At 71.0% G+C, this 21029-nt stretch carries 14 protein-coding genes; 6 read left to right on the top strand and 8 right to left on the bottom strand.

Annotated features, from left to right (window positions below; translation table 11 throughout):
* Window positions 1-49: 49 nt before the first annotated feature.
* Genes ACZ6D7_RS27080 through ACZ6D7_RS27070 form a run of 3 tightly spaced genes read right to left on the bottom strand, consistent with a single transcriptional unit; the run spans window position 50 to window position 4244 of the window.
* Window positions 50-1666: a mucoidy inhibitor MuiA family protein gene (locus ACZ6D7_RS27080; RefSeq protein WP_469495821.1), complete on the bottom strand. Its 1617-nt coding sequence runs from the start codon at window positions 1664-1666 to the stop codon at window positions 50-52.
* Window positions 1667-1673: 7 nt separating this feature from the next.
* Entirely contained in the window at window positions 1674-3881 is a 2208-nt protein-coding gene (locus ACZ6D7_RS27075) for a DUF4139 domain-containing protein (RefSeq protein ID WP_469495818.1), read from the bottom strand.
* 42 nt (window positions 3882-3923) lie between these two features.
* Entirely contained in the window at window positions 3924-4244 is a 321-nt protein-coding gene (locus ACZ6D7_RS27070; RefSeq protein WP_469495815.1) for a S26 family signal peptidase, read from the bottom strand.
* A 359-nt stretch (window positions 4245-4603) separates the two neighbouring features.
* Here ACZ6D7_RS27070 and ACZ6D7_RS27065 point away from each other — a divergent pair, with 359 nt between their 5' ends.
* Window positions 4604-5470, top strand: a complete 867-nt coding sequence (locus tag ACZ6D7_RS27065) for an AraC family transcriptional regulator (protein WP_469495812.1) — start codon at window positions 4604-4606, stop codon at window positions 5468-5470.
* A gap of 136 nt (window positions 5471-5606) precedes the next feature.
* Here the strand turns inward: ACZ6D7_RS27065 and ACZ6D7_RS27060 are convergent, their stop codons facing one another.
* Entirely contained in the window at window positions 5607-5969 is a 363-nt protein-coding gene (locus ACZ6D7_RS27060; RefSeq protein ID WP_469495809.1) for a winged helix-turn-helix transcriptional regulator, read from the bottom strand.
* 97 nt (window positions 5970-6066) lie between these two features.
* Between ACZ6D7_RS27060 and ACZ6D7_RS27055 the strand changes: the two genes are divergently transcribed.
* Entirely contained in the window at window positions 6067-6948 is an 882-nt protein-coding gene (locus tag ACZ6D7_RS27055; RefSeq protein ID WP_469495807.1) for an NAD(P)-dependent oxidoreductase, read from the top strand.
* Between the two features lie 108 nt (window positions 6949-7056).
* Here the strand turns inward: ACZ6D7_RS27055 and ACZ6D7_RS27050 are convergent, their stop codons facing one another.
* Complete coding sequence (locus ACZ6D7_RS27050; RefSeq protein WP_469495804.1) at window positions 7057-8145, bottom strand: barstar family protein; 1089 nt, start codon at window positions 8143-8145, stop codon at window positions 7057-7059.
* A gap of 546 nt (window positions 8146-8691) precedes the next feature.
* Here ACZ6D7_RS27050 and ACZ6D7_RS27045 point away from each other — a divergent pair.
* On the top strand, window positions 8692-9855 hold the full coding sequence (locus ACZ6D7_RS27045; RefSeq protein WP_469495801.1) for a G1 family glutamic endopeptidase: 1164 nt from the start codon (window positions 8692-8694) through the stop codon (window positions 9853-9855).
* Between the two features lie 92 nt (window positions 9856-9947).
* Here ACZ6D7_RS27045 and ACZ6D7_RS27040 read toward each other — a convergent pair whose 3' ends face one another.
* The 3 genes from ACZ6D7_RS27040 to mmsA all read right to left on the bottom strand — a co-directional run bounded on the left by ACZ6D7_RS27040 (window position 9948) and on the right by mmsA (window position 14179).
* Window positions 9948-11057, bottom strand: coding sequence for a substrate-binding domain-containing protein (locus ACZ6D7_RS27040; RefSeq protein WP_469495798.1), 1110 nt, complete (start codon window positions 11055-11057; stop codon window positions 9948-9950).
* A 276-nt stretch (window positions 11058-11333) separates the two neighbouring features.
* A complete protein-coding gene (gene mmsB, locus ACZ6D7_RS27035; protein ID WP_469495795.1) occupies window positions 11334-12632 on the bottom strand; it encodes a multiple monosaccharide ABC transporter permease in 1299 nt (432 codons plus the stop codon).
* Entirely contained in the window at window positions 12629-14179 is a 1551-nt protein-coding gene (gene mmsA / locus ACZ6D7_RS27030; RefSeq protein WP_469495792.1) for a multiple monosaccharide ABC transporter ATP-binding protein, read from the bottom strand. Before mmsA ends, mmsB begins: the two co-directional genes overlap by 4 nt.
* A gap of 216 nt (window positions 14180-14395) precedes the next feature.
* On the opposite strand from mmsA, the gene ACZ6D7_RS27025 reads away from it, so the two are divergent.
* The 3 genes from ACZ6D7_RS27025 to ACZ6D7_RS27015 all read left to right on the top strand — a co-directional run bounded on the left by ACZ6D7_RS27025 (window position 14396) and on the right by ACZ6D7_RS27015 (window position 21018).
* Window positions 14396-15655, top strand: coding sequence for an ROK family transcriptional regulator (locus ACZ6D7_RS27025; RefSeq protein WP_469495789.1), 1260 nt, complete (start codon window positions 14396-14398; stop codon window positions 15653-15655).
* Between the two features lie 310 nt (window positions 15656-15965).
* Entirely contained in the window at window positions 15966-18905 is a 2940-nt protein-coding gene (locus tag ACZ6D7_RS27020) for a hypothetical protein (protein WP_469495787.1), read from the top strand.
* Between the two features lie 13 nt (window positions 18906-18918).
* Window positions 18919-21018: a hypothetical protein gene (locus ACZ6D7_RS27015; RefSeq protein WP_469495784.1), complete on the top strand. Its 2100-nt coding sequence runs from the start codon at window positions 18919-18921 to the stop codon at window positions 21016-21018.
* Window positions 21019-21029 lie beyond the last annotated feature (11 nt).

The following is a 21029-nucleotide window of genomic DNA, read 5'->3' as shown; positions in this document are numbered from 1 at the left end:
CGGCGGGCGTTCCGGCCGGGTCGGGCCGGCCCGGCGGGGGTGGCCGGGCTCAGAGTCCGGTGACCTTGGAGTTCGCCGACAGTTCGTAGACCAGGGTGACGGTGCGTCGGCTGCCGGGCGGGAGAGCGAGGCTCCAGCGGGCGATGCCATCGTCGTCGACCGTGTCGGGGGCGGGGGAGCAGGACTCCTTCCGCAGGCGCACCTCCACCGCGGAGACCTCGGAGACGGGGATCCGCTCGCGCAGTACGATCACCTGTTCGCCGTGCTCGCCACGCTCGCCGCGTTCGCCGTGCTCGCCGTGCTCAGCGCCTGCGCCGTGCTCGTCGGGGGCGGAGAATCGGGACAGGTGGAGCCGGACCGTGCGGGTGAGCACGGTTCGTTGGGTGAGTGTGGTGGTGTCGCGCGTCTCCTCGGTGTGCCGGACGACCCGGTGGTCGTCGCGGCTGCCGTAGGCGAGTTCGACGGGGGCGCCCGGGGCGGTGAAGTCCAGGGTGCCGCGCCCGCTGAATCCGCTGCCGCGGATGAGGTCGACGGGGCCGGCGAGCAGTGCGTGCCCGGACAGGTTGTCGAACCGCACCACCTGGGCGACCAGCGGGGACAGCTCGGGTGTGCAGGCGTACTCGCTGCTCGCGGCGGTGGTGAAGGCCGAGAGCGGCACGCGGTGGGCGCGCCCGTCCGCGGGCACGGAGACGGGCGCGGGGGAGTGCAGTACCCGTACCTCGCCGCCGTCGTCCACTCCCGGCAGGCCGAGCACCGGGGCCGGGCCGAGGTCCGCGGTCTCCTCCTCGCGCAGCTCGACGTCGACGGTGCGGCGCTCCGCGGGGGAGCGGTCCTGGAGCGTGAGCCGGTCCTCGTCCAGCCGGGGCGGATCGGTGGCCAGTGCCGAGCGCGCGGTCGACAGCGTCAGCCGTACGTCGGACCAGTCCTCGCCGGTGCGCTGCCAGACGATCGCGTCGGTCTCCAGGGTGAGGGAGCCACCGTCGAGGACGGCCCGGTAGGCGGGCCGCCACAGCGCGCACGGGGTGAGGTGGCCCACCCGCAGCCCGGCCGGACCGGCGGCCGTGGCCTCGACGGTCAGTTCGATGTGACCGACCAGCTCGGCGGGTTCCTCCTCGGCGAGGTCCATGGCCCGCTGGGCGTCGCCGAGTTCCGCGATGAGAGCGGCCAACTGCGCATCCACGGCGCGCAGTTGCTCGCCGTAGGAGTCGCGTTCGGCGTCCACCCGGTCCAGTTCGCTTCTCCAGTGGGGCACATCGGTCTCTCCGGAGCCGGTGCCTTCGCCGATCTCGCGCAGCAGATCGGCGGCGAGACGGCCGAGCGCGTCGAGGCGGGTCCGCAGCCGGTCGCGCCGCTGCCCCAGAGCGCCCCGTTCCTCTTCGAGGGCGTGCACGCGGTGGCGCAGGGCGGAGTCGTCGTCGGTGGGCCGGCGGTCGCGAGGCGTCCAGGCGCGGACGATCCGCACGTCGAGCACGGTCGCCGGGTGGTCGGCGGTCAGCTCGGCGTGGAGGGTGCGGTCGACGGCCAGTGCGCTGACGGGCCCGAGACGCAGCCGCTGGACACCGGCCTCGAGGTCCAGCACGGTGCTGCGTTCGACGTGGGCGCGGTCCTCCAGGCAGGTGACGGCGGTGACGGGGAGGGGGATCGGCTCCGGTGCCGTGGTGGACATGGGTGTGTCAGCTCCTGCGGTTGCCGCCGGCCAGGGCCTTGGCGGACGGGATGCGGATCTCGTAGCCACCGTCGAGGGCGGTGACGGCGCCGGCCGGCAGGTCCACCCGCCAGATGCGGGTGCCGGGTGCGTGCTGTTCCGGTCCCGCGCCGTCCCGGGGCTCCGTCCAGTCGGCCCGTTCCTCGATCCGGACGTCCGCGTCCGAGGTCACCGGGACCCGCTCGCGGACCTCGACGGTGACGGGCCGGGCGAGCCGGTTGGCCAGCTCCACGTGGACGCGGTGGTCGAGCACGGTGGTGGTGTTGCGCATCCCCGACGTCGACTCGTGCAGGTTCGTACGGCGGGTGACCCGGATGCCCTCGGCCGGCCCGAGCCCCACCCGGCACTCACCGCCGGGGGCGAGCGTGGGCAGCGCGGTGGTCAGCAGGAAGTCGTCACCGGCGGTGACCTCCACCGGGCCGGCCAGCAGAGCCTGGTCGGTGGAGTTGGCGAGCACGAGTGTCGCGTACACGGTCTGCTCCACGGACGGCACGCACAGGTACTCGGTGCGCAGACCGATGGGGATCTCGCCGACGGTGACGGTGTGCCAGGTGCCGTCCGAGGGGATGTCGGCGCGGGCGACGGCATCGAAGCGGTGGTCGAAGGAACCGGCCGACTCGCGGGGCCGCACGGCGTGTCCGGGCAGCGGCAGCGTGGCCACCGCTTCGGCGCGACGGCGGTACTCGGCCGCCACCGGGTCGAAGGCGGCGTCGGGGAACAGCCTGCCTCGGCGACCGCCCTGCTCGTCCGGGCCGCGCAGGACGAGGGCCGTGTAGTCGAGTTCGGAGCCGCTCGGCTGCGGCGGACCGGGCGCCGGCGCCGGTTCCGGTGCGATGAGGGGCGTCGACGGCGGGGGAGTCCCGCCCGGGGCCGCGGGTGCGGGGGGCGGTGGCGGGGCCGCCCGGCCGGAGGCGGCGGGGGCCATGGCGGCGGGCGGCGCGAGGGGCATGCCGCCGGCGCGCGGCCTGCTGCCCGGCCGGGAGGGGCGGGAGGCGACCGGCTGCGCGAGGTCACCCATCCCGCCGCCGAAGGCCTCCGGATAGGCGCCGTCCGCGCCGCCGGGCAGGAGCGCGGCGGGCGGCGTGCCGTAGCCCTGCGGCATCGTCATCGGCATCGGCGGAGGTGGCGGTGGCGGAACGGGACCGGACGCGAAGCCGCCCACCGCGGCCACGGCCACGGCCCCGGGAGCGGCGGTCGTGGCGGGGCGAGGGCCTGCCGCGTCGTATCCGACGAACAGGTCGGCCAGGCCCGCCGGGGGCTCGCGCCAGCCGGAAGGCGTGGGCGCGGGCTGACGACGTCCGATGCGGATCGAGCGGAGCCTGGGCAGGTCGGTGCGGCGCCGCAGGTCGGCGGTGGCCAGGGCGATGCGTACGCCGGTCCAGTCCTCGCCGGTGCGCTGGGCGACCGAGGCGCGCAGCACCAGACGGCCGCTGCTGTCGTCCTGACGGTGGGTGAGACGGTAGGCCGGCACCCAGACGGCGCCCGGCACCCCGTACTCCACCTCCACCTCTACGTCCGCTGCCGCTGCCGCTGCCGCTTCCGCCTCGGCCTCCGCCTGCGCGTCGCCGGGGTCGGCGAGGTCGAGGGTCAGGACCGCCGAGACCGTGGTCTCCACGTGCGCCGACGGTGCGTCGGTGGAGGCGCGGGCGAGCTTGTCGGCGGCGATGGAGAGCGCGTGTTCCGCGTGGCCCAGTGCCTCCTCCAGCTCGACGAGTCGGCCGTGCAGCCCGGTCAGCCGCTCGTCGACGAAGTCGGCGAGTTCGCACCACGCGTCGACCGGGGTACGGCGGTACGGGTCATCCCGCTTGCGGGGCGGCGGGACCGGGTGCAGCGCCCTGACCTCCTCGATCAGGCCCAACTGCCGGTCCCGGCGCCCCCGGGCCGCCGCGCACTGGTCATGCAGCCGCTCCACCTCGCGCCGCAACTCGTCGGGCGCGCCGGGGCCGAGCGGCTCGGCCTCGACCTCCACCCGTGCCTCGGTGACGCGCACCCCGGAGGTGCCCGTGATGCGGGCCCGCAGGGACCCCGGGTCCACTGAACGGGGCAGTCCCGTCACGCGCACCCGTCCGTCCGGTGGCACGCTGCCCCGGGCCACTCGGCGGCAGAGAGCCCCCTGCGCGTACACCACGACCGAATCGAGGGTCGACCCCCACGTCTGTGCCGTCTCAGCCGTCATGTACTCCGCCCCCCGGCCGTCCCTGTGCTGAGCGAAGCCTACTCAGTCACTGCCAGAGGGGTCGGCCGCAGGGGCCTTGTCCGCAGGGGCCTTGTCCGCGGGAGCCTTGTCCGCGGTACGTGCCCGGGGAACGCCGTCGACCGCCATACAGATACCGAAGACACGAGCGTGGCTGGTCCAGCCGTTGACATGGCCCCGGTTGTTGCTGATCTGCACCCGTTTCCTGGCCGGATCCACGGACGACACCAGGTGCAGGTACACCGTTCCGGCGACACGGGCGAGGACGATGTCCCCGACCTCCAGCTTGGACGGGTCGACCGGAGCGACGACCACCTGCTGCCGACTGCGTATCAACGGGACCATCGAGGAGCCGCTGGGCCTGAACTGAACGGTGGCCCCACCCGCAACCCTGCCCGCTACCGCGTCCAAAGCGCCCATTCGACGATGATGGCGCGGATTCAGCCGAGGTCACCACCGAATTTCGTCCCGCACTCCCTGCCGGCCCCGCTCCTCAGGCGGTTCGAGTCCCTCGCGCCGGCGCACCGGCCCGCGTGCTACGCGTGCGTCTGCGGGGGATCGCCGGCCAGGCCGATGCCGGTTTCCACGTCGAAGCCGACCGGCAGCCGAGTGCACCCGACCCGACTTGATCGGGCACAGGATGTCGGGTGCGGCGGGATGCGGGCCGCCTAGCGTGGTGATCGTAAAGAGGAAGGAGACCGGGCGTGCTGGAGCGGCTGAACCAGGCCATGGAGCACATCGAGCGCCATCTCGACCAGCCCATCGACGTGGCGGGGCTGGCGCGCATCGCGGCCACCTCGGAGTACCACCTGCGCCGGATGTTCTCCGCGCTGGCGGGGATGCCGTTGTCGGAGTACATCCGGCGCCGACGGCTGACCGTCGCGGGCGCCGAGGTGCTCGCGGGACGTGAGTCCCTGCTGGAGATCGCGGTGCGCTACGGCTACGGCTCGGGTGAGGCGTTCGCGCGGGCGTTCCGTGCCGTGCACGGTGTCGGGCCGGGCGAGGCCCGCCGCACGGGCTGCGCGCTCGTGTCCCAGCCCCGGTTGACCTTCCGCCTCACCGTCGAAGGGAGCAGCAGCATGCGCTATCGCATCGTGGACCGTCCGGCCTTCACCGTCGTCGGCCTCAAGGCCCGGGTGCCACTCGTGCACGCGGGGCCGAACCAGGCGATCATCGACTTCGTCCGCAGAATCGAACCGCAGACCCTCGAACGCCTGGAGAAGCTGTCGGACCAGGAGCCGCAGGGCATCGTCGCGGTCTGCGACGACCTCGACCCCAGCCGCGCCGAGGGCACCGAACTCGACTACTACCACGCGGTGATCACGGCCTCGGCCGCCCCCGAGGGTACGACCGTCCTGGCCGTCCCGGCCGGCACCTGGGCGGTGTTCACCACCTCGGGGCCGGTACCGCAGGCCATCCAGTACCTGTGGCGGGACGTGTTCACGGAGTGGTACCCGTCCAACCCGTACCGCAGCCGCCCCGGCCCGGAGATCCTGCGCACCCGCCTGTCACCGGACAAGACCGAGGCCGAAGCCGAGTTGTGGCTCCCGGTGGAAGGGGAACGGAGTTGAACACGGCGCCGCGTTCGTAGAGCGGAGTGGTGCGGGAACGGGCGCGGAGAAGGGCGGCCGCCGCAGCTCGGTGGCCGCCCGGGCGGGCTCACCCGAGCGGCGCGGCTGCACCCGGGTGACGTACCCCGACGCGGCCCTAGCCCATTTCCTCCGTCAGCCCTCGACGGGTCGGCCGTTCGCGTCCCCACGCGGCCAGTGGCTGGAGTGCGTCGTTGAGGCGCGTGCCGTCCTCGGTCAGGGAGTATTCGACGCGGGGCGGCACCTCGTCGTAGGAGACCCGGTGTACGACGCCGTCCGCCTCCATCTCGCGCAGGTGAGAGGCCAGCACCTTCTCGGTGATCCCCGGAAGCAGGCGGCGCAGCTCGCCGAAGCGGCGGTAGGGCTGCTCGTGCAGCGCCCAGAGGATCAGCACCTTCCACTTGCCGCCGATCACCTCCATCGCCGTGTCGATCCCGCAGATGTGTCCGTCCGGCCCGCCCGGCCGGTTCAGCGTCGTCATCGCCCCACCCCTCTGACCTCCACGCTCACCCCGGGGTAACCACCCACTCCGTAGTGCGTACTTGATCGCCGCCGGGCCTGTGACCAGCCTAATCGGCATGACACAGAACACTGTTGAGAAGACCGCCGTCACGCTGCTCGGCCTCGGTGCGATGGGGACCGCGCTGGCGCGTACCTGGCTTGCCGCCGGCCACCCGCTCACCGTCTGGAACCGCACCCCGGGCCGCGCCGCGGCACTCGCCGCCGAGGGGGCGAAGGTTGCGGACAGCGCCGCCGACGCGGTCGCGGCGAGCACCCTGGTCGTCGTCTGTCTGCTGGACGACGCCTCGATCGACGAGGCGCTGGCCGGAACCGACCTGGCCGACCGGGACCTGGTCAACGTGACCACCAGCACCCCTGCCCAGGCCCGCGCCCGCGCCGAGTGGGCCCGTGAGCGCGGCGCCCGCTACCTGGACGGCGGGATCATGGCCGTCCCGCCGATGATCGGTGTCCCGGAGGCCGGTGGCTACGTCTTCTACAGCGGCTCGGGGGAGTTGTTCGAACAGCACCGGGAGACGCTGGGCGTCCCGGCCGGCACCACCTACGTCGGCGAGGACGCGGGCTTCGCGGCCCTGCACGACGTGGCCCTGCTCAGCGCCATGTACGGGATGTTCGCCGGGGCCGCGCACGCCTTCGCCCTGATCCGCAAGGAGGACATCGACCCCGCGTCGCTGGCCCCACTGCTCGCCGACTGGCTCGTCGCGATGGCCCCGGCAGTCCACCAGACCGCCGACCAGCTGCGGAGCGGCGACTACACCAAGGGTGTCGTCTCCCAGCTCGCCATGCAGGTGGCCGGCACGCCGACCTTCCTGAGCACCGCCGAGCAGCAGGGCGTCAGCCCGGAACTGCTCAGCCCCTACTTCGACCTGATGCGCCGCCGCCTGGCCGAGGGCAGCGGCGAGGAGGACCTGACGGGCGTGATCGACCTGCTCGTACACTGACCGGCCGCTTCCCGACGCAGAGGCGAACGTACTGGTCATAGTCCTCGGCGCAGGGCGGGGCCATCGAGCCGCCCCGGCGCGCACGCCCACGCAAGGCGAATCCGCGGGTCACGCCAGGGTGACCCGCATCCCACCCTGGGCCAGGGCATCGAGCACGACGGCGAACAGGTCGTACGGCTGGCCGTCCGGCGTCAGGACGTGGGACAGGTGCGTGCGCGCCGTCACGGCGTCCCGCCAGAGGAGGGTCGCCGGGGCGGTGTAGCCGAAGGTGCCGCGCAGGCAGTCGTCGAGGGCGGCCAGGCAGCCGCCGAAGTAGCCGCCCGGCCCGTTCACCGCCTCGCCGAGCGCCAGGTAGAGGCCCGGTTCGTCGGTGATGTGCCGGCCGTCGAGTTCGTAGGCGTGACCGGCCGGCCGGTCATGGAGGGCGCGGTGGCAGGCCCGCTCTCGGACGAGGTCGTGCCAGGTCTGGCGGCTACGGGTGTCGAGGCCGGTCCAGGCACCCGGGGCGTCCGGAGGACCCGCGAGCCACCGTGCCCAGACGGGCCGGGAGTGCTCGGGAACGGGAGTGAAGAAGTCTCCGTCGAGCTCCAGGTCGATCAGATCCGGTCCGTAGGCGGAAGGGCGCCAGGACTTGACCCTGGTCCACAGCAGTCGGTCGGTCAGAGGCTCGCCCTGGTCGTCCCGGAACTCCAGGGCGGCCTGTTCCAGGTCCAGCGCCCGCCGCGTGCCCTTTGCCAGTGCCTCCCGAAGCTGTTCACCCTGGGCGAGCCCCCGCAGGACGAGCGGGGGCGCGACCTCCTCGGGCGGCAGGACGCGGGCGAATTCCCGGCACGAGCCAAGCCACCGGTACCCGTCGTGCACTCGGACGGGACCCCGGTGTCCCTCGGGCGGGCCTTCGTACTCGTCCAGGCCGGTGAGCACGAGACTGTCCGTCCCGGAGAGCCGTCCTGCGCTCTCCGCGTCTTCCAGCAGCCAGGGCTCGAGTGCCTCGTCGTCCGGCACGAGCCACACCCGCCTGCCGACCCATCCCCGCACCTCGCCGGCGCCTTCCGGGGCCCAGCCGAACAGTTCGTACGTCCCACGCCGGGGCGTTCCGAAGAGTCCGTCGGCCACGGCGCACACGCCCCAGACGTGCCCGTGCTCCGTGTTCCTCAGCGTGTAGCGCCCGAGCCCGCGCTTCTCCCCGTCCGCATGCACAGTCGGACATCATGCCCGGACCAGGCTCTCCCGACGAAGTCCTTTTCGCAGTGGCTGGAGGACAACCTCGAAGTTCTGCGTCAGCGCGGAGTTCGCCGACGCTTCGCCGGCTTCGTCCGGGAACAAGCCATCGGCCGCGTGATGGCCTGACGGTCGATCAGGAGGCGGGGTCGGACGGGGCGTTCGCGGTGTCCGCCCGGATGGTCGGGTCGCCCGCGGGGGTCCGTCGCGCCTGGGGTTGTGGACGTGCGGGGGCTGATACGGCGGGCTGTCTGCCTCTTGGACCGCGCGTACCCCCGGCGACGGGTGACTGGACGGCAGGCGTGCGGTCCGAAGTACGCGCCCCACATGACGCCTCCGTGCGCTGAGAGGAGGGCATGGTTGGCGGCTGCCGACGCCGTTAGCGTCCCGGTAGGCGGGGTGTGAGGACACGCCCCGGGGGACACACCGCGAGGGGGGCTCGTGATGTTCGGCGTGCGTGGGGACAGGGCGTTTCGAGGACCGTGGACATGGTCCGCGGTCTTGGTGCTGGCCATGGTCGGCGCCTTGCTGACCGGCTTGACGGGCCGTGCGTCGGCCGCACCGATCGGGACCGTCGACGACCCCGGTTTCGAAGGGCAGAACAGCCGGAGGATTTCTGCTCCCTGGACGAGCGAGGGCCCGGACCACAAGGGCATCGACATCGGCCTCGGGTACCACAAGACCGGGCGGAAGAACGCCTTCATCCGCACCTCCAGCCGCAACTGGAACGCCGTCACCCAGAAGGTGAAGGTCAAACGCCAGAAGGTGTACTACCTGGAGGGCTGGGTGCGCACGTCCGGCAACTACACCACCGGATTCTTCGGAGCGCGCGGTACGAACGGCCGCACGATCGTCCAGAAGAACTACGGAAAGGTTCTCACCAACGGCGCCTACCAGTTCCTCCGTATGGCCTTCAACTCCGGCACCAACACCTCCGTCACGCTCTACGCGGGCTACCGCGCCCCCGGCGTGGACTCCTGGGTCCAGATCGATGACATCAGCCTCGCCGGCACCCCCTACAGCAACTGGGCCGGCTACGCGGTGCCCAGCAGCCCGGTCAACGCGGCGCCGCACGCCGTGACCGCGGTGTGGACGCAGCCGCACTTCACCTGTCGCGAGGAGAACCCCGACAACCATGTCAGCGTATGGGTGGGCCTCGACGGGCTGGCCCAGAGCCGTACCGAGAGTCTGGTCCAGGTCGGTGTTCATGCCGCCTGCCGAGGAGAGCGAGGAGACCTCTACCCACAGCACCGGGCCTTCTGGGAGGTCATCAACGCCGGCGCCGACACGCTCGAGCAGCCGATCCCCATGGTGGTGCACGCGGGGGACCGTATCTCGGCATCAGTCGTCCGTAGCTCCGCCGATCCCGCCAACTACATTCTCACCATCGACAACCTGTCCCGGCCCGGACAACGCCGGACCCTGACCAAGAGGGCTCCCGCCGCACGCTCGGAAAGCGCCGAGATCATCGTGGAGCGCCCCACCGTCTTCACCCTGGGCTCGGCGTGGCCCAGGACCCTCAGTGTTCCGTTCTCCTATGTCACGGTCGACGGTGCGCCGCTCTCCTCCCATGACGTGTTCGCGCTCCAGGCGCGACAGAACGACACGGGGATCGTCTACCGGCCCTCGCCCGCCACCACCGACAGCGGCGGCTACAGCAACTTCACTCTCTCCTCGCGCCGGGGGTAGGCAGCCGCGGCTGCCCTGAGCGACGTCCCGCGTCGCGGACGCCCTCGCCCGCCCCGGAACGCTTCCGGGGCGGGCGAGGGCTGCGGCCCGTGCTACTTGGTGAGCGGTGCCAGCTTGGGGTCGTTGGCGTAGGCCTCGGCCGCGTTCTCCTTCGTCACGATGACGGGCGGGAGGAGGTAGGACGGGACGACCTTGACGCCGTTGTCGTACGACTTGGTGTCGTTGATGGTCGGCTTGTCGCCCTTCTGGACGGACTTGACCATGTTGATGGTCTCCGTGACGAGCTTTCGGGTGTCCTTGTTGATGGTCGAGTACTGCTCGCCGGCCATGATCGACTTGACCGACTCGACCTCGGAGTCCTGGCCGGTGACGACCGGGACCGCCTTGCCGGCGCCCTTCACCGAGGTGAGGATCGCGCGGGCCAGGGTGTCGTTCGGGGACAGGACGCCGTCGAGGGTCTTCTTGCCGCCGTAGGCCGAGGTCAGCAGCGAGTCCATGCGCTGCTGGGCGTTCTCGGCCTTCCAGCCCTGGGTGGCGGTCTGCTTGATGTCGGTCTGGCCCGAACCGACAACGATGTCCCCCTTGTCGATCAGGGGCTTGAGCACCTCCATCGCGCCGTCGAAGAACACCTTCGAGTTGTTGTCGTCCGGGGATCCGGAGAACAGCTCGATCGTCCAGGGACCCTTCGCCTTCTTCGCCTTCATGCCGTCGATCAGGGCCTGGCCCTGGAGCTGGCCGACCTTGAAGTTGTCGAAGGCGATGTAGTAGTCGACGTCCTTGGTGTTGGTGATCAGCCGGTCGTAGGCGATGACGGTGGCGCCCGCCTCCTTGGCCTGCGACACCTGGGTGGCGAGCTGGGAGGCGTCGGTCGCGCCGATGACGATGACCTTCGCGCCCTTGGTGACCATGGAGGAGATCTGCGCCTGCTGGTCGGCGACGGTCGTCGAGGCACCCGCGTACTGGACGTCGGCCTTGAAGCCCGCGTCCTTCAGTCCGTCGGTGAACAGGTCACCGGCGAGCACCCAGTTCTCCGAGGTCTTGGCGGGCAGGGCGACGCCGATCAGCGAGTCCTGCGCGAAGCCCTTGCCGTCGGCGCTGTCGCCGGCGGCGGAACCCTCGCGTTCGTTGGAGCAGGCCGTGCCCAGGGTGAGCAGGGCGGCGGCGCCGACGGCGGCGATGCTTCTGATGACGAGTGAGCGCATGGTGGTGTTGAACCCTTCGTGCGGTGCTGGTTGCCGGAGTGTGCTGCGCCGTCGAGCGCGGCGATGGCGGTAGAGGTACGGGCGGTGGCGGTGGCGGTGGCGGAGGCGGTACGGGCGGACGCGGTGCGACCGCCGGACCGTGAGCCGAGCCGAGCCGAGCCGGTGCCCGGTCGTGTCGGGGGAGAGGGACCGGGCACCCGGCTGTCAGGGGACCGGGTGCCCGGTCGTCGGGGGGACCGGAGTGTCCGGTCGTCGGCCGGTGAGCGGACCTGGCGGTCAGCCCGCGACCTTGGCCTTGTCGGCGTCGGAGTCCGCGGCCGGCGGTGCGGCCGGTGCCGCCGGATCGTCCCGCCGGAACGGGCGCGTCAGCGTCCCGATGATCGAGAAGCGCCCCTGGCTCTTGTTGTAGACGTCGAAGGCGACGGCGAGCAGGAGGACCAGACCCTTGATGATCTGGACCATGTCCGAGCCCACACCCTCCAGTTGGAGGCCGTTGTTGAGCAGGGCCATGACCAGACCGCCGACGATCGACCCGCTGACGGTGCCGAGGCCGCCGGACACCGCCGCGCCGCCGATGAACACGGCCGCGATGGCGTCCAGTTCCCAGCTCAGACCGTCCTGCGGTCCGGAGGCCGAGGACCGGGCCACGAAGATCATGCCGGCCAGTGCGGCCAGCACCGACATGTTCATCATGACGAGGAAGTTGACCCGCTTGAGCTTCACACCGGACAGCTCGGCCGCCCGCGCGTTGCCGCCGACGGCGTAGATGTGCCGGCCGCCGATGGTGTTGCGGGTGTAGTACGAGTACGCCAGGACCAGGACGATCAGGATGATGCCGGAGATCGGCAGGCTGGTGCCGATCCGGCCGCCGGCGAAGCGGAGCGTCGCGAAGACGATCACGCCGACCATGACGGCCAGCCGGATGCCCGTGACCCACAGGGGTGCCACGTCCGCCTTCATCTCACGGCGTGTCTCCCGCGCCTTCCACTCGCGCCACACCACGCCCGCGCAGGCGACCACACCGAGCAGCAGCGTCAGGTTGTTGTAACCGGTGTCCGGCCCCACCTCGGGCAGGAAGCCCGCGCCGATCTCGCGGAAGCCCTCGGGCACCGGAACCGTGTCGGCGTTGCCGATGTACTGGTTGCCGCCGCGGAACAGCATCATTCCGGCGAGGGTCACGATGAAGGCGGGCAGACCCATGTAGGCGACCCAGAAGCCCTGCCAGGCGCCGATCACCACGCCGACGAGCAGACCGAGGGCGATGCCCAGGGGCCACGGAAGCGAGTACTCCTCCATCGCCTTGGCGACGACGATGCCGGTGAACGCGGCCACGGAGCCGACCGACAGGTCGATGTGCCCGGCGACGATCACCATCAGCATCCCGATGGCCAGGATCAGGATGTAGGAGTACTGGCTGACGACCGCGATGAGGTTGCCGGAGGTGAGCGTCAGGCCGCCGGTCCAGATCTGGAACAGCAGGACGATCGCCACCAGAGTGGAGATCATCCCGAACTGGCGGGCGTTGGAGGTCGTACCCCCGAAGAGGTTCTTCTGCAGGTCAGTTATACGGCTCATGGAGTCGGGCTCTTCTTGGTAGCGGTCATCTGCTTCATCAGGAGTTCCGGGTCGGCGTCGCCGCGCGCCACATCGCCGGTGATGGTGCCCTCGAACACCGTGTAGACGCGGTCGCACAGGCCGATCAGCTCGGGCAGTTCGGAGGAGATGACGATGACCCCCTTGCCCTGGGCGACGAGCCGCTGGATGATCCCGTAGATCTCGAACTTGGCGCCCACGTCGATGCCGCGGGTCGGCTCGTCGAGGATCAGCAGGTCCGGGTCGGTGAACATCCACTTCGCCAGCACGACCTTCTGCTGGTTTCCGCCGGAGAGCTTGACGACGCCCTCGTCGACGCTGGGTGTCTTGATCCGCAGGCTCTCGCGGTACTCCTCGGCGATGCGGTGCTCGCGCACCGGATCGATGACCCGGCGCCGGGCGATCTTCGACAGCTTGGCGGCCACCATCGAGGTCTTGATGTCGTCGAGGAGGTTGAGGCCGATCGACTTGCGGTCCTCGCTGACGTAGGCCAGTCCGTGCCGGATGGCGTCCGAGACCGTCTTCAGCTGGATCTCCTCGCCGTCCTTGAAGACCTGTCCGGACAGCCAGGTGCCGTAGGAGCGGCCGAAGAGGCTCATCGCGAGTTCGGTGCGGCCCGCGCCCATGAGCCCCGCGAAGCCGACGATCTCCCCGCGGCGGACGTGGAACGTCGAGCCCTTGCACACCAGCCGCTCGTCCGAGCTGGGGTGCCGTACCGTCCAGTCGCGGACCTCGAAGAAGACCTCGCCGATGTCGGGTGTGCGCTCGGGGAAGCGGCTGCTGAGTTCACGGCCGACCATGCCCCGCACGATGCGGTCCTCGTTGACGCCGTCGGCCCGCACGTCGAGGCTCTCGATGGTGCGGCCGTCGCGCAGGATCGTGATGGTGTCGGCGACCGCCTCGATCTCGTTCAGCTTGTGCGAGATCATGATCGAGGTGATGCCCCGCTCGCGGAAGCCGCGCAGCAGATCGAGCAGGTGCTGGGAGTCGTCCTCGTTGAGGGCCGCGGTCGGCTCGTCGAGGATCAGCAGCTTCACGTCCTTCGCGAACGCCTTGGCGATCTCCACGAGCTGCTGCTTGCCGACGCCGATGTCCTTGATCAGGGTGTCGGGGTCCTCCCGGAGCCCGACCTGCTCCATCAGCTCCAGGGCCCGGCGCTGGGCCGCCTTCCAGTCGATGGCGCCGCGCCGACGCGGTTCGTTGCCGAGGAAGAGGTTCTCGGTGATCGACATGCCGGGCACCAGGGCCAGTTCCTGGTGGATGATCACGATGCCGGCCTGCTCGCTGGCCCGGATGTCGTGGAACCGGACCGACTCGCCCCGGTAGACGATGTCGCCGGTGTAGCTGCCGTGCGGGTGCACCCCGCTCAGCACCTTCATGAGGGTCGACTTGCCGGCGCCGTTCTCGCCGCAGATCGCATGGATCTCGCCCTCCCGCACGGCGAGGTTGACGTCGGCGAGCGCGGTGACGCCGGGGAAGGTCTTGGTGATCGACCGCATCTCGAGCAGGTTCGGGGCGGTGGGTGTCATGAGTGGTGCTCCCCACCGCCGGGAACGCGTCGAGGCGTTCCCGAGTCCTCGGGCCTGCGGCATTGCATGGACATCAACTTGCCTCCGATGGCACTGCCCTGTGCCGTCGTGTCCGGGATGTTTCGTCTGCGGGACCGGACACTAAATCCATTTGTTTTACTAAGTCAATGGGCCGCGAAGGATATGTTGGCGGGGGGTAACGAGAGAGGACCGTACGTGCGGCAGGCAGGAACGAACCTTCCGAAGGTCGGGCGATACAACCGGGCCGTCGTCCTCGACCAGATTCAGCTCGCCGACGGCATCAGCCGCGTCGAGATCGCCCAGCACACCGGTCTCACCCCGCAGACGGTCTCCGGCATCGTGCGCCGTCTGATCGACGAGGGCATCGTGCGGGAGGACGGCGCGAGCAGGGGGTCCGGCGGCGGCAAGCCCCGCACCACCCTGCGGCTCAACGCCGACGCGGGCAGCGCCGTCGGCCTGCACTTCGACCCCGTGGAGCTGAGCTGCACCGTCGTCGACCTGCTCGGGCGGCCGCTGGTCGTCAAGAAGCGCCCCATGGATCCCGGCTCCGACCCGGCCCAGGTCGTGAAGGCCATGGCCGAACTCGTCGCCGACGTGCTGGCCGAGACGGGCGTCGACCGCGACAAGGTCCTCGGGCTGGGCCTCGCCACTCCCGGGCCCATCGACGTCGAGCGGGGCATGATCATCGGCGCGCCCCAGCTCTCCCACTGGACGCGGGTACCGGTGCAGCACATGCTGAGCGAGGCGACCGGGCTGCCGGTGACCCACGACAACGACGCCACCGCCGCCGCGGTCGGCGAGCGCTGGTCGGGCGCCGGCAGGGGAGTGGCGGACTTCGCCTACTTCTTCTTCGGTACCGGCGTCGGCGGCGGCCTCATCCTCAACCACCAGGTGTACAGGGGCGGTTCACTCAACGCGGGCGAGTTCGGGCACTCCTCGGTGCTGCCCGACGGCCCGGAGTGCTACTGCGGCAACCGGGGGTGCCTGGAGCGGCTCGTCAACCCCACCGCGATCGTCGCCGAGGTGCACCGCAGACTCGCCGCCGGACCGCACCCGGACAGTGCGCTGGCGCGGACGTTCGCCCGGGATCCCGAGGCGGTCGACCATGCCGCCATCCGGGAGGCCGCGGCGGCCGGCGACCCGGTCGCGGCGGCGGTCATCGACGAGACCGCCGAGCACGTCGCCTCGGTCGCGGTCGACATCGCGAACTTCATCGACGTGGACCTGATCGTCCTCGGCGGGCACGGCATCCAGCACGTCGAGTCCCGCTACGTCGACGTCGTGGCCGCCGCGCTGGCGAGCCGCCCCCTGTCCCGTCACATCCGGGTCGTCGACGTCGAGGCGTCCCCGCTCGGTACGGACGCGGCGGTGGTGGGCAGCGCTGCGCTCGTCCTGCACGCCACGTACTCCCCGCAACTGTCGGCTCTGGTGGGGACGGCTCCCGGCGGGATGTGACAGCCGAGGTCCGGCTTGCCGTCGGCTCACCGGAGGAGTCTCCCCGCACCCTGCGACGAGTGGTCAATCAGGCAACAACTCCGCAGGTCGACAGCGGGAAATGCGCGGCGTAGTCTCGAAATCGAAGCCCGAATGCCCGTGTTGCCCGCGTTGCCCGCATTCTCCTGGCGGAGCCGGTGGCCTCATCATCGTGCAGGCACGTCTTGGTGCCGCGCGCACTCCTCATCCTGACGGTGTATCAGCCGTGGTCCCAGGCGGCGCCGGAGAGACCCCGAGACGGACACCAGGCCTGCTGGACGGGGAGATTGTGATGTCCACCTTCTATGACGGCTCGGTCAAGGGCCACATCACCAAGGACGGCGCCACCGTCACGCACATCCGATACAGCCAGGAACTTCCGGTCAGCGACGAGAACGACCCCGTCGAAGCGGCCGGCGCCTACCTCAGGGAAAGTGCCGAGGTGCTCGGGCTGGAGCGGCCGCGCCTCGGCAGTCTGCGGGTGAGGGCCGAGGCCATGGCCCCCGAGGAGAAGGGCATCGACTACCGGTTCGAGGACGACAAGAGACTCTTCGACGCGACGACCGTCGCCTTTGCCCAGACCTACTTCGACGTGCCGGTCTTCCGCCGGGGGATCTCGGTCGAGGTGAAACAGGGACCGAACCGGATCGTCGGCGTCACGAACAACACGGAACCCGGCCTGGAGGGCGAGCTGCCCAGCCAGGAACGGATCGACTTCTACCGCACTCTGTTCCAGGACGGCGCCGGATTCCTGGGCCGCGTCTCGCACCGCGAGAACGGCGGGGCCGAGGTCCCGGCAGAGGCCGCGGCCAAGGTCGCGGAAGCGACAGAGGCCGTCCGGCGCACGCTCGGCCTCACCGGACAGGCCCCCGCGAGGCGGAACGGCAAGCCCGCCGTGACCGGCCTGATGAACGGACGGTTCGTCGCCTACCGCTACCAGCCGGAGCTGCGCTTCGACGGCGGGCCCGAGCCCGCCCGCGACGTCCTTCCCCGCCCGGACGGCGAGGCGGAGTCCCCTGAGGCGGTGGCCACGGAGAGCATCACACCGCCGTTCCCGGACATCCCCCCGGTCGACGAGTCGATCGAGCCCGGACGCACCTATCTGTGCGCCGAGATGATCGTCCGGCACGACCTGCCGGAGTACGGCGACCTGGTCTGGCTCCTCCTCGCCGAGGTGGAGACCGGATCGGTCCTCTACATCGAGTGCCAGACCTGCTTCGTCAGCGGCCTGGTCTTCCGTGTCGACCCCCAGGTGGGCAGCGGCAACCTGAGCGTCACCTCCGACGACGGTGACACCGTCCTGCAGAACCACGACTCCAGCGAGGTGCTCAACGACCTGGACGCGCCGGCCGCGGGGACGCAGAACCTGCGGGGCGCGTTCGTGGAGATCCAGGACGTCGAGGCACCGGACGTGGCCCCTCCCAGCCGCCCGTCGGGGGCGGACTTCGACTTCGCGCCGAGAACCAATGACTTCGCGGCCGTGAACGCCTACTACCACCAGACCCAGCTGTTCCGAAGGATCGCCGATCTGGGCTTCCCGATAGGCAGCTACTTCGACGGGACGGACTTCCCCATCCCGGTCGACCACCGCGGCACGGGCGTGGACGAGATCAACGCGCACTGGGCGCCCAACGGCTCCGGCGGCACGGGCCACCAGTGCTACTCCCTGTGCGACCTCACGAACACCGCCAAGCCCCTGGGCCGAGCGGTCGACCCGTGGGTGCACTGGCACGAGATGGGTGGTCACGGAACGCTCGGAGACCATGCGGGCAAAGGCACGTTCGGCTTCGCACACAGCGCCGGCGACGGCCTGGCCGCGCTCCAGATGGACCCCGAGTCCGCGTTGCGGGGAACGACGGAGCGGTTCCACTACGCGCCGTTCCGGCCCGGGACGCCGCGGCGCTTCGACCGCACCTGGCTGTGGGGCGGGCCGGAGGACGACAAGCGGTACCAGAGCGAACAGATCCTGGCCACCTGCCACTTCCGGATCTACCGCTCGATCGGCGGCGACCACGCGGACCTGGGAAGGCGGCTGTTCGCCTCCCGCGCCGCGACGTACCTGATCCTTCGGGCCATCGGACAGCTCACCCCCGCCACCAACCCCGGCACCGCCGACGTGTGGTGCGAGCAGCTGCAGAAGGCGGACCTGGAGAACTGGCTGTCCGAGGGCCTGTCCGGCGGTGCCTACAACAAGGTGATCCGCTGGGCGTTCGAGAAGCAGGGATCGTACGGCGGCCGGCCACCGGCCGTCGACGTGTACATCGACGACGGGCGTGCCGGTGAGTACCAGTTCGAGCCGGTGCACTGGGCCAATCCGTCGATGTGGAACCGGAACGCGCCCGACGGCCTGCCGGGACACCAGAACGCCGTCGTGGGCGCGAAGAATTTCTTCTACGTGAAGGTCAAGAACCGTGGTACCTCGCCATCGGGGACCGTGACCGTCCAGGGCTACCACTGTCTGCCCGGAGCGGGGCTCACCTGGCCGGGCGACTTCACGGCCATGTCACCGGCGGCGGGGCTCACCGTGCCCGGTATCCCCGCGAACGACACGGCGGAGGCCGTCGTCGGTCCCTTCGAATGGACACCCGACGAGAACGCCCACGGACACGACTGCGCGCTGATGATCGCCACCACGGCGGGCGACCCGAGCAACGTGGCGCACCTCACCGGTGCGGAGTCGATCGAGGAGTGGCGGCTGGTGCCGGGCGACAACAACATCGGCCAGCGCAACGTCACCCTCGTGCCCGGCGGCGCGGGGCCCGAGGCACTGATCGCGGCGATGGCCGACGCGGTCTTCGTCGCCGGCAACAACCTGCCCCGGCCCGCGCTCATGAACCTCAGGGTCACCCTGCCCGGCGTCCTCGCGGAGAAGGGGTGGGCGCTCGACCTCGGTGACGCGGCGAACGGATTCCGGCTGGAGGCGGGGGCGAAGCGCAGGCTGAAGCTGCGGCTGGTGCCGGGCGAGCCGTTCACCGCCGATGAGCTGCGACAGGCCGGCGACCAGGCGATCGAGGTCGGTCTGCTGGCCGACGGAATGGAGATCGGCGGGATGCGCTACTCCGTCGATCCGGCCCTGGGCACGAACCCGGAGGGCGCAGTGCGCGCACTGGGCGCCCGCAACGGTGACGCCGTCCACGGCCTGCTCGCGCGCCTCGGCGTGGACGAGGCCGACATCGCGAACGTCACGGTGAAGAAGGTCAGCCTGGACATCGAGTTCGGGCACCCCGACTGACCGGAGGACGACCATGACCGGCAACTGGGAGGTGGCGCCACCGCCGAAGACGGTCGACGGACTGCTCGCCGTCCCTGTCGACATCAGCTCCCTGACGGCGTCGCTCGTCTTCGACGGTGCGTCCGGTGCGGCCACGGCGGACGCGACCCTCACCTACACCGTGGGGCCGACGTCCGGGAACCCCTTCTTCGACCTGCGCCAGCCGGTGTCCCAGGCGTGGCTGGACGGTGCGCCGTTCCCGGCGGACAAGCTGGCCCACCATGCTTTCGGCATCGGGCCCTTCACCGATCTGCGCGTCGTCGAATCCCCTCAGACCGCGGGGTCGGCGCACACGCTGCGCGTGCGGTACCAGCCGGCGCTTCCGGACAGCCAGCTCGGCGGCTCCTACCTGCCCAGACTCGAGTGGGCGCCGGGTCCCCGCCTGACCTTCGCGTTCGGGCTGTCCGACCTGAACCGCGCCCGTTACCTGGAGGCCTGGCTGCCGGCCAACCTTCAGTTCGACCAGTACTCCGTCGATCTGGACATCCAGCTCCGCCACACGGCCGTCCCCCACTCGGTGATCACCAACGGCTCGGTCACGGAACTCGCCGCTCACCACTGGGCGGTGGCGTTCCCGGCCCGGTTCACCTCGGTCTCCCCGCTGCTGGAGGTCCGGGCGGCCGACACGGTCGAGCGGGCGACCGGCACCGCGACGCTGCCCGTGTCCGGCCGGACGGTCACCATCGAGGCGTGGCGGCCGGCCGGCTCGGCCGCCGACCTCGCGGGCCGGATCGGCGCGATCCGTGGCCTTCTCGTCGACAACGAGAACGCCTACGGCGGCTACCTCCATGACGACCGGTACGTCGCGTACTTCACGGGGGCCGGGGGCATGGAGTACGAAGGGGGCACGACGACGTCGGACGACGCCCTCGCGCACGAGATGTTCCACAGCTGGTTCGCCCGCGGCCTCAAGCCCGCCCGCCAGGCCGACGGCTGGTGGGACGAGGCCTTCACCACGTTCCACGACGACGGAGCGGACGACGCCGTACCTCTCGATTTCGCCGAGCCGCCCGTCACCCTCTGCTCCCGGGACCCCTGGCAGCGCGACACACCGACGACCTCGTACGTCGCCGGCAGGGCCCTCTTCAAGGGACTGGCCGCGATGATGGGCGCCGGGCCGCTCAACCGGCACATGCGCTCCCTGTACGAGTCCCAGGCGGGCGGGTTGCCGCTGTCCACCGAGCGGCTGGAGGAGCATCTGGTCGCCCGCAGCGGCGACGTCCGGGTGGTGCACGCCTTCCACCGGTTCGTCTACGGCCTGCCCGACCCCCTCCCGGCTCCCGCCCTGTGGCTGCGCGACGACGTCGCCGATCCCGGGGCGGACACCTGGGCAGGCGCGTTCTGGGACTCGCCCGATCTCTGGGTCCGCACGTGCGACGACGGCGGCACGATCCATCAGAATCCGGAGTACGGCCAGGACAACTGGTTCCATGCGCGCGTGCGCAACCGGGCCGACGCCGGTGCGGCGGCGCATTTCGTCGTGACGTTCCGGGCGACCGGATCGGCCGGGACCGACTTCGTCTTCCCGGCCGACTTCTTCGAGGCCACGGCGGTGAAGGCCGAGTTCCACCTGGCACCGGGCGAGACGCGCGTCGTCACGGCGCGCTGGCCCCGGGCGTCGGTGCCACCGCCCGGATCGCCCACGTGCGTGGTGGCCGCGGTGCTGAGCCGCTTCGACGACCCCGCGGCCGGCAGCCACGTCTGGGAGGCCGGGAACCTCGCGCAGAAGAACGTCGCCGTGGTCGACCTGGTCCCCGGCGAGTCCGTCATCGTCCCGATCGCCCTGCCCAACCGACCCGACGGGGAGCAACTCGTCCACGTACGGCGCTCCGACGCCCGGCTTCCCCTCGCGGTGGTCCGCCGCTCGGCCGGGCCGCTCGACCTGCGAGACGAGCCCGTGACGCTCGGCGCCGGCCCGCTCTCACCGCTCGTGGTCGGCCTCAAGGTCGAACTTCCGGAGGGCTGGGAACCCGGGCACCGCCACCGGGTCGACCTCGTGCAACGACGGGCCGACACGGGACGGATCGTCGGAGGTCTCGCCGTCCTGGTCAACGCGGTCCGGCGCACGGAATGAGGAACATCCCC

The sequence above is a fragment of the Streptomyces sp. NPDC041784 genome, assembly GCF_055591025.1.
The sequence above is the reverse complement of the archived record's forward strand: the minus strand, read 5'-3'. Positions and strand labels throughout refer to the sequence as shown.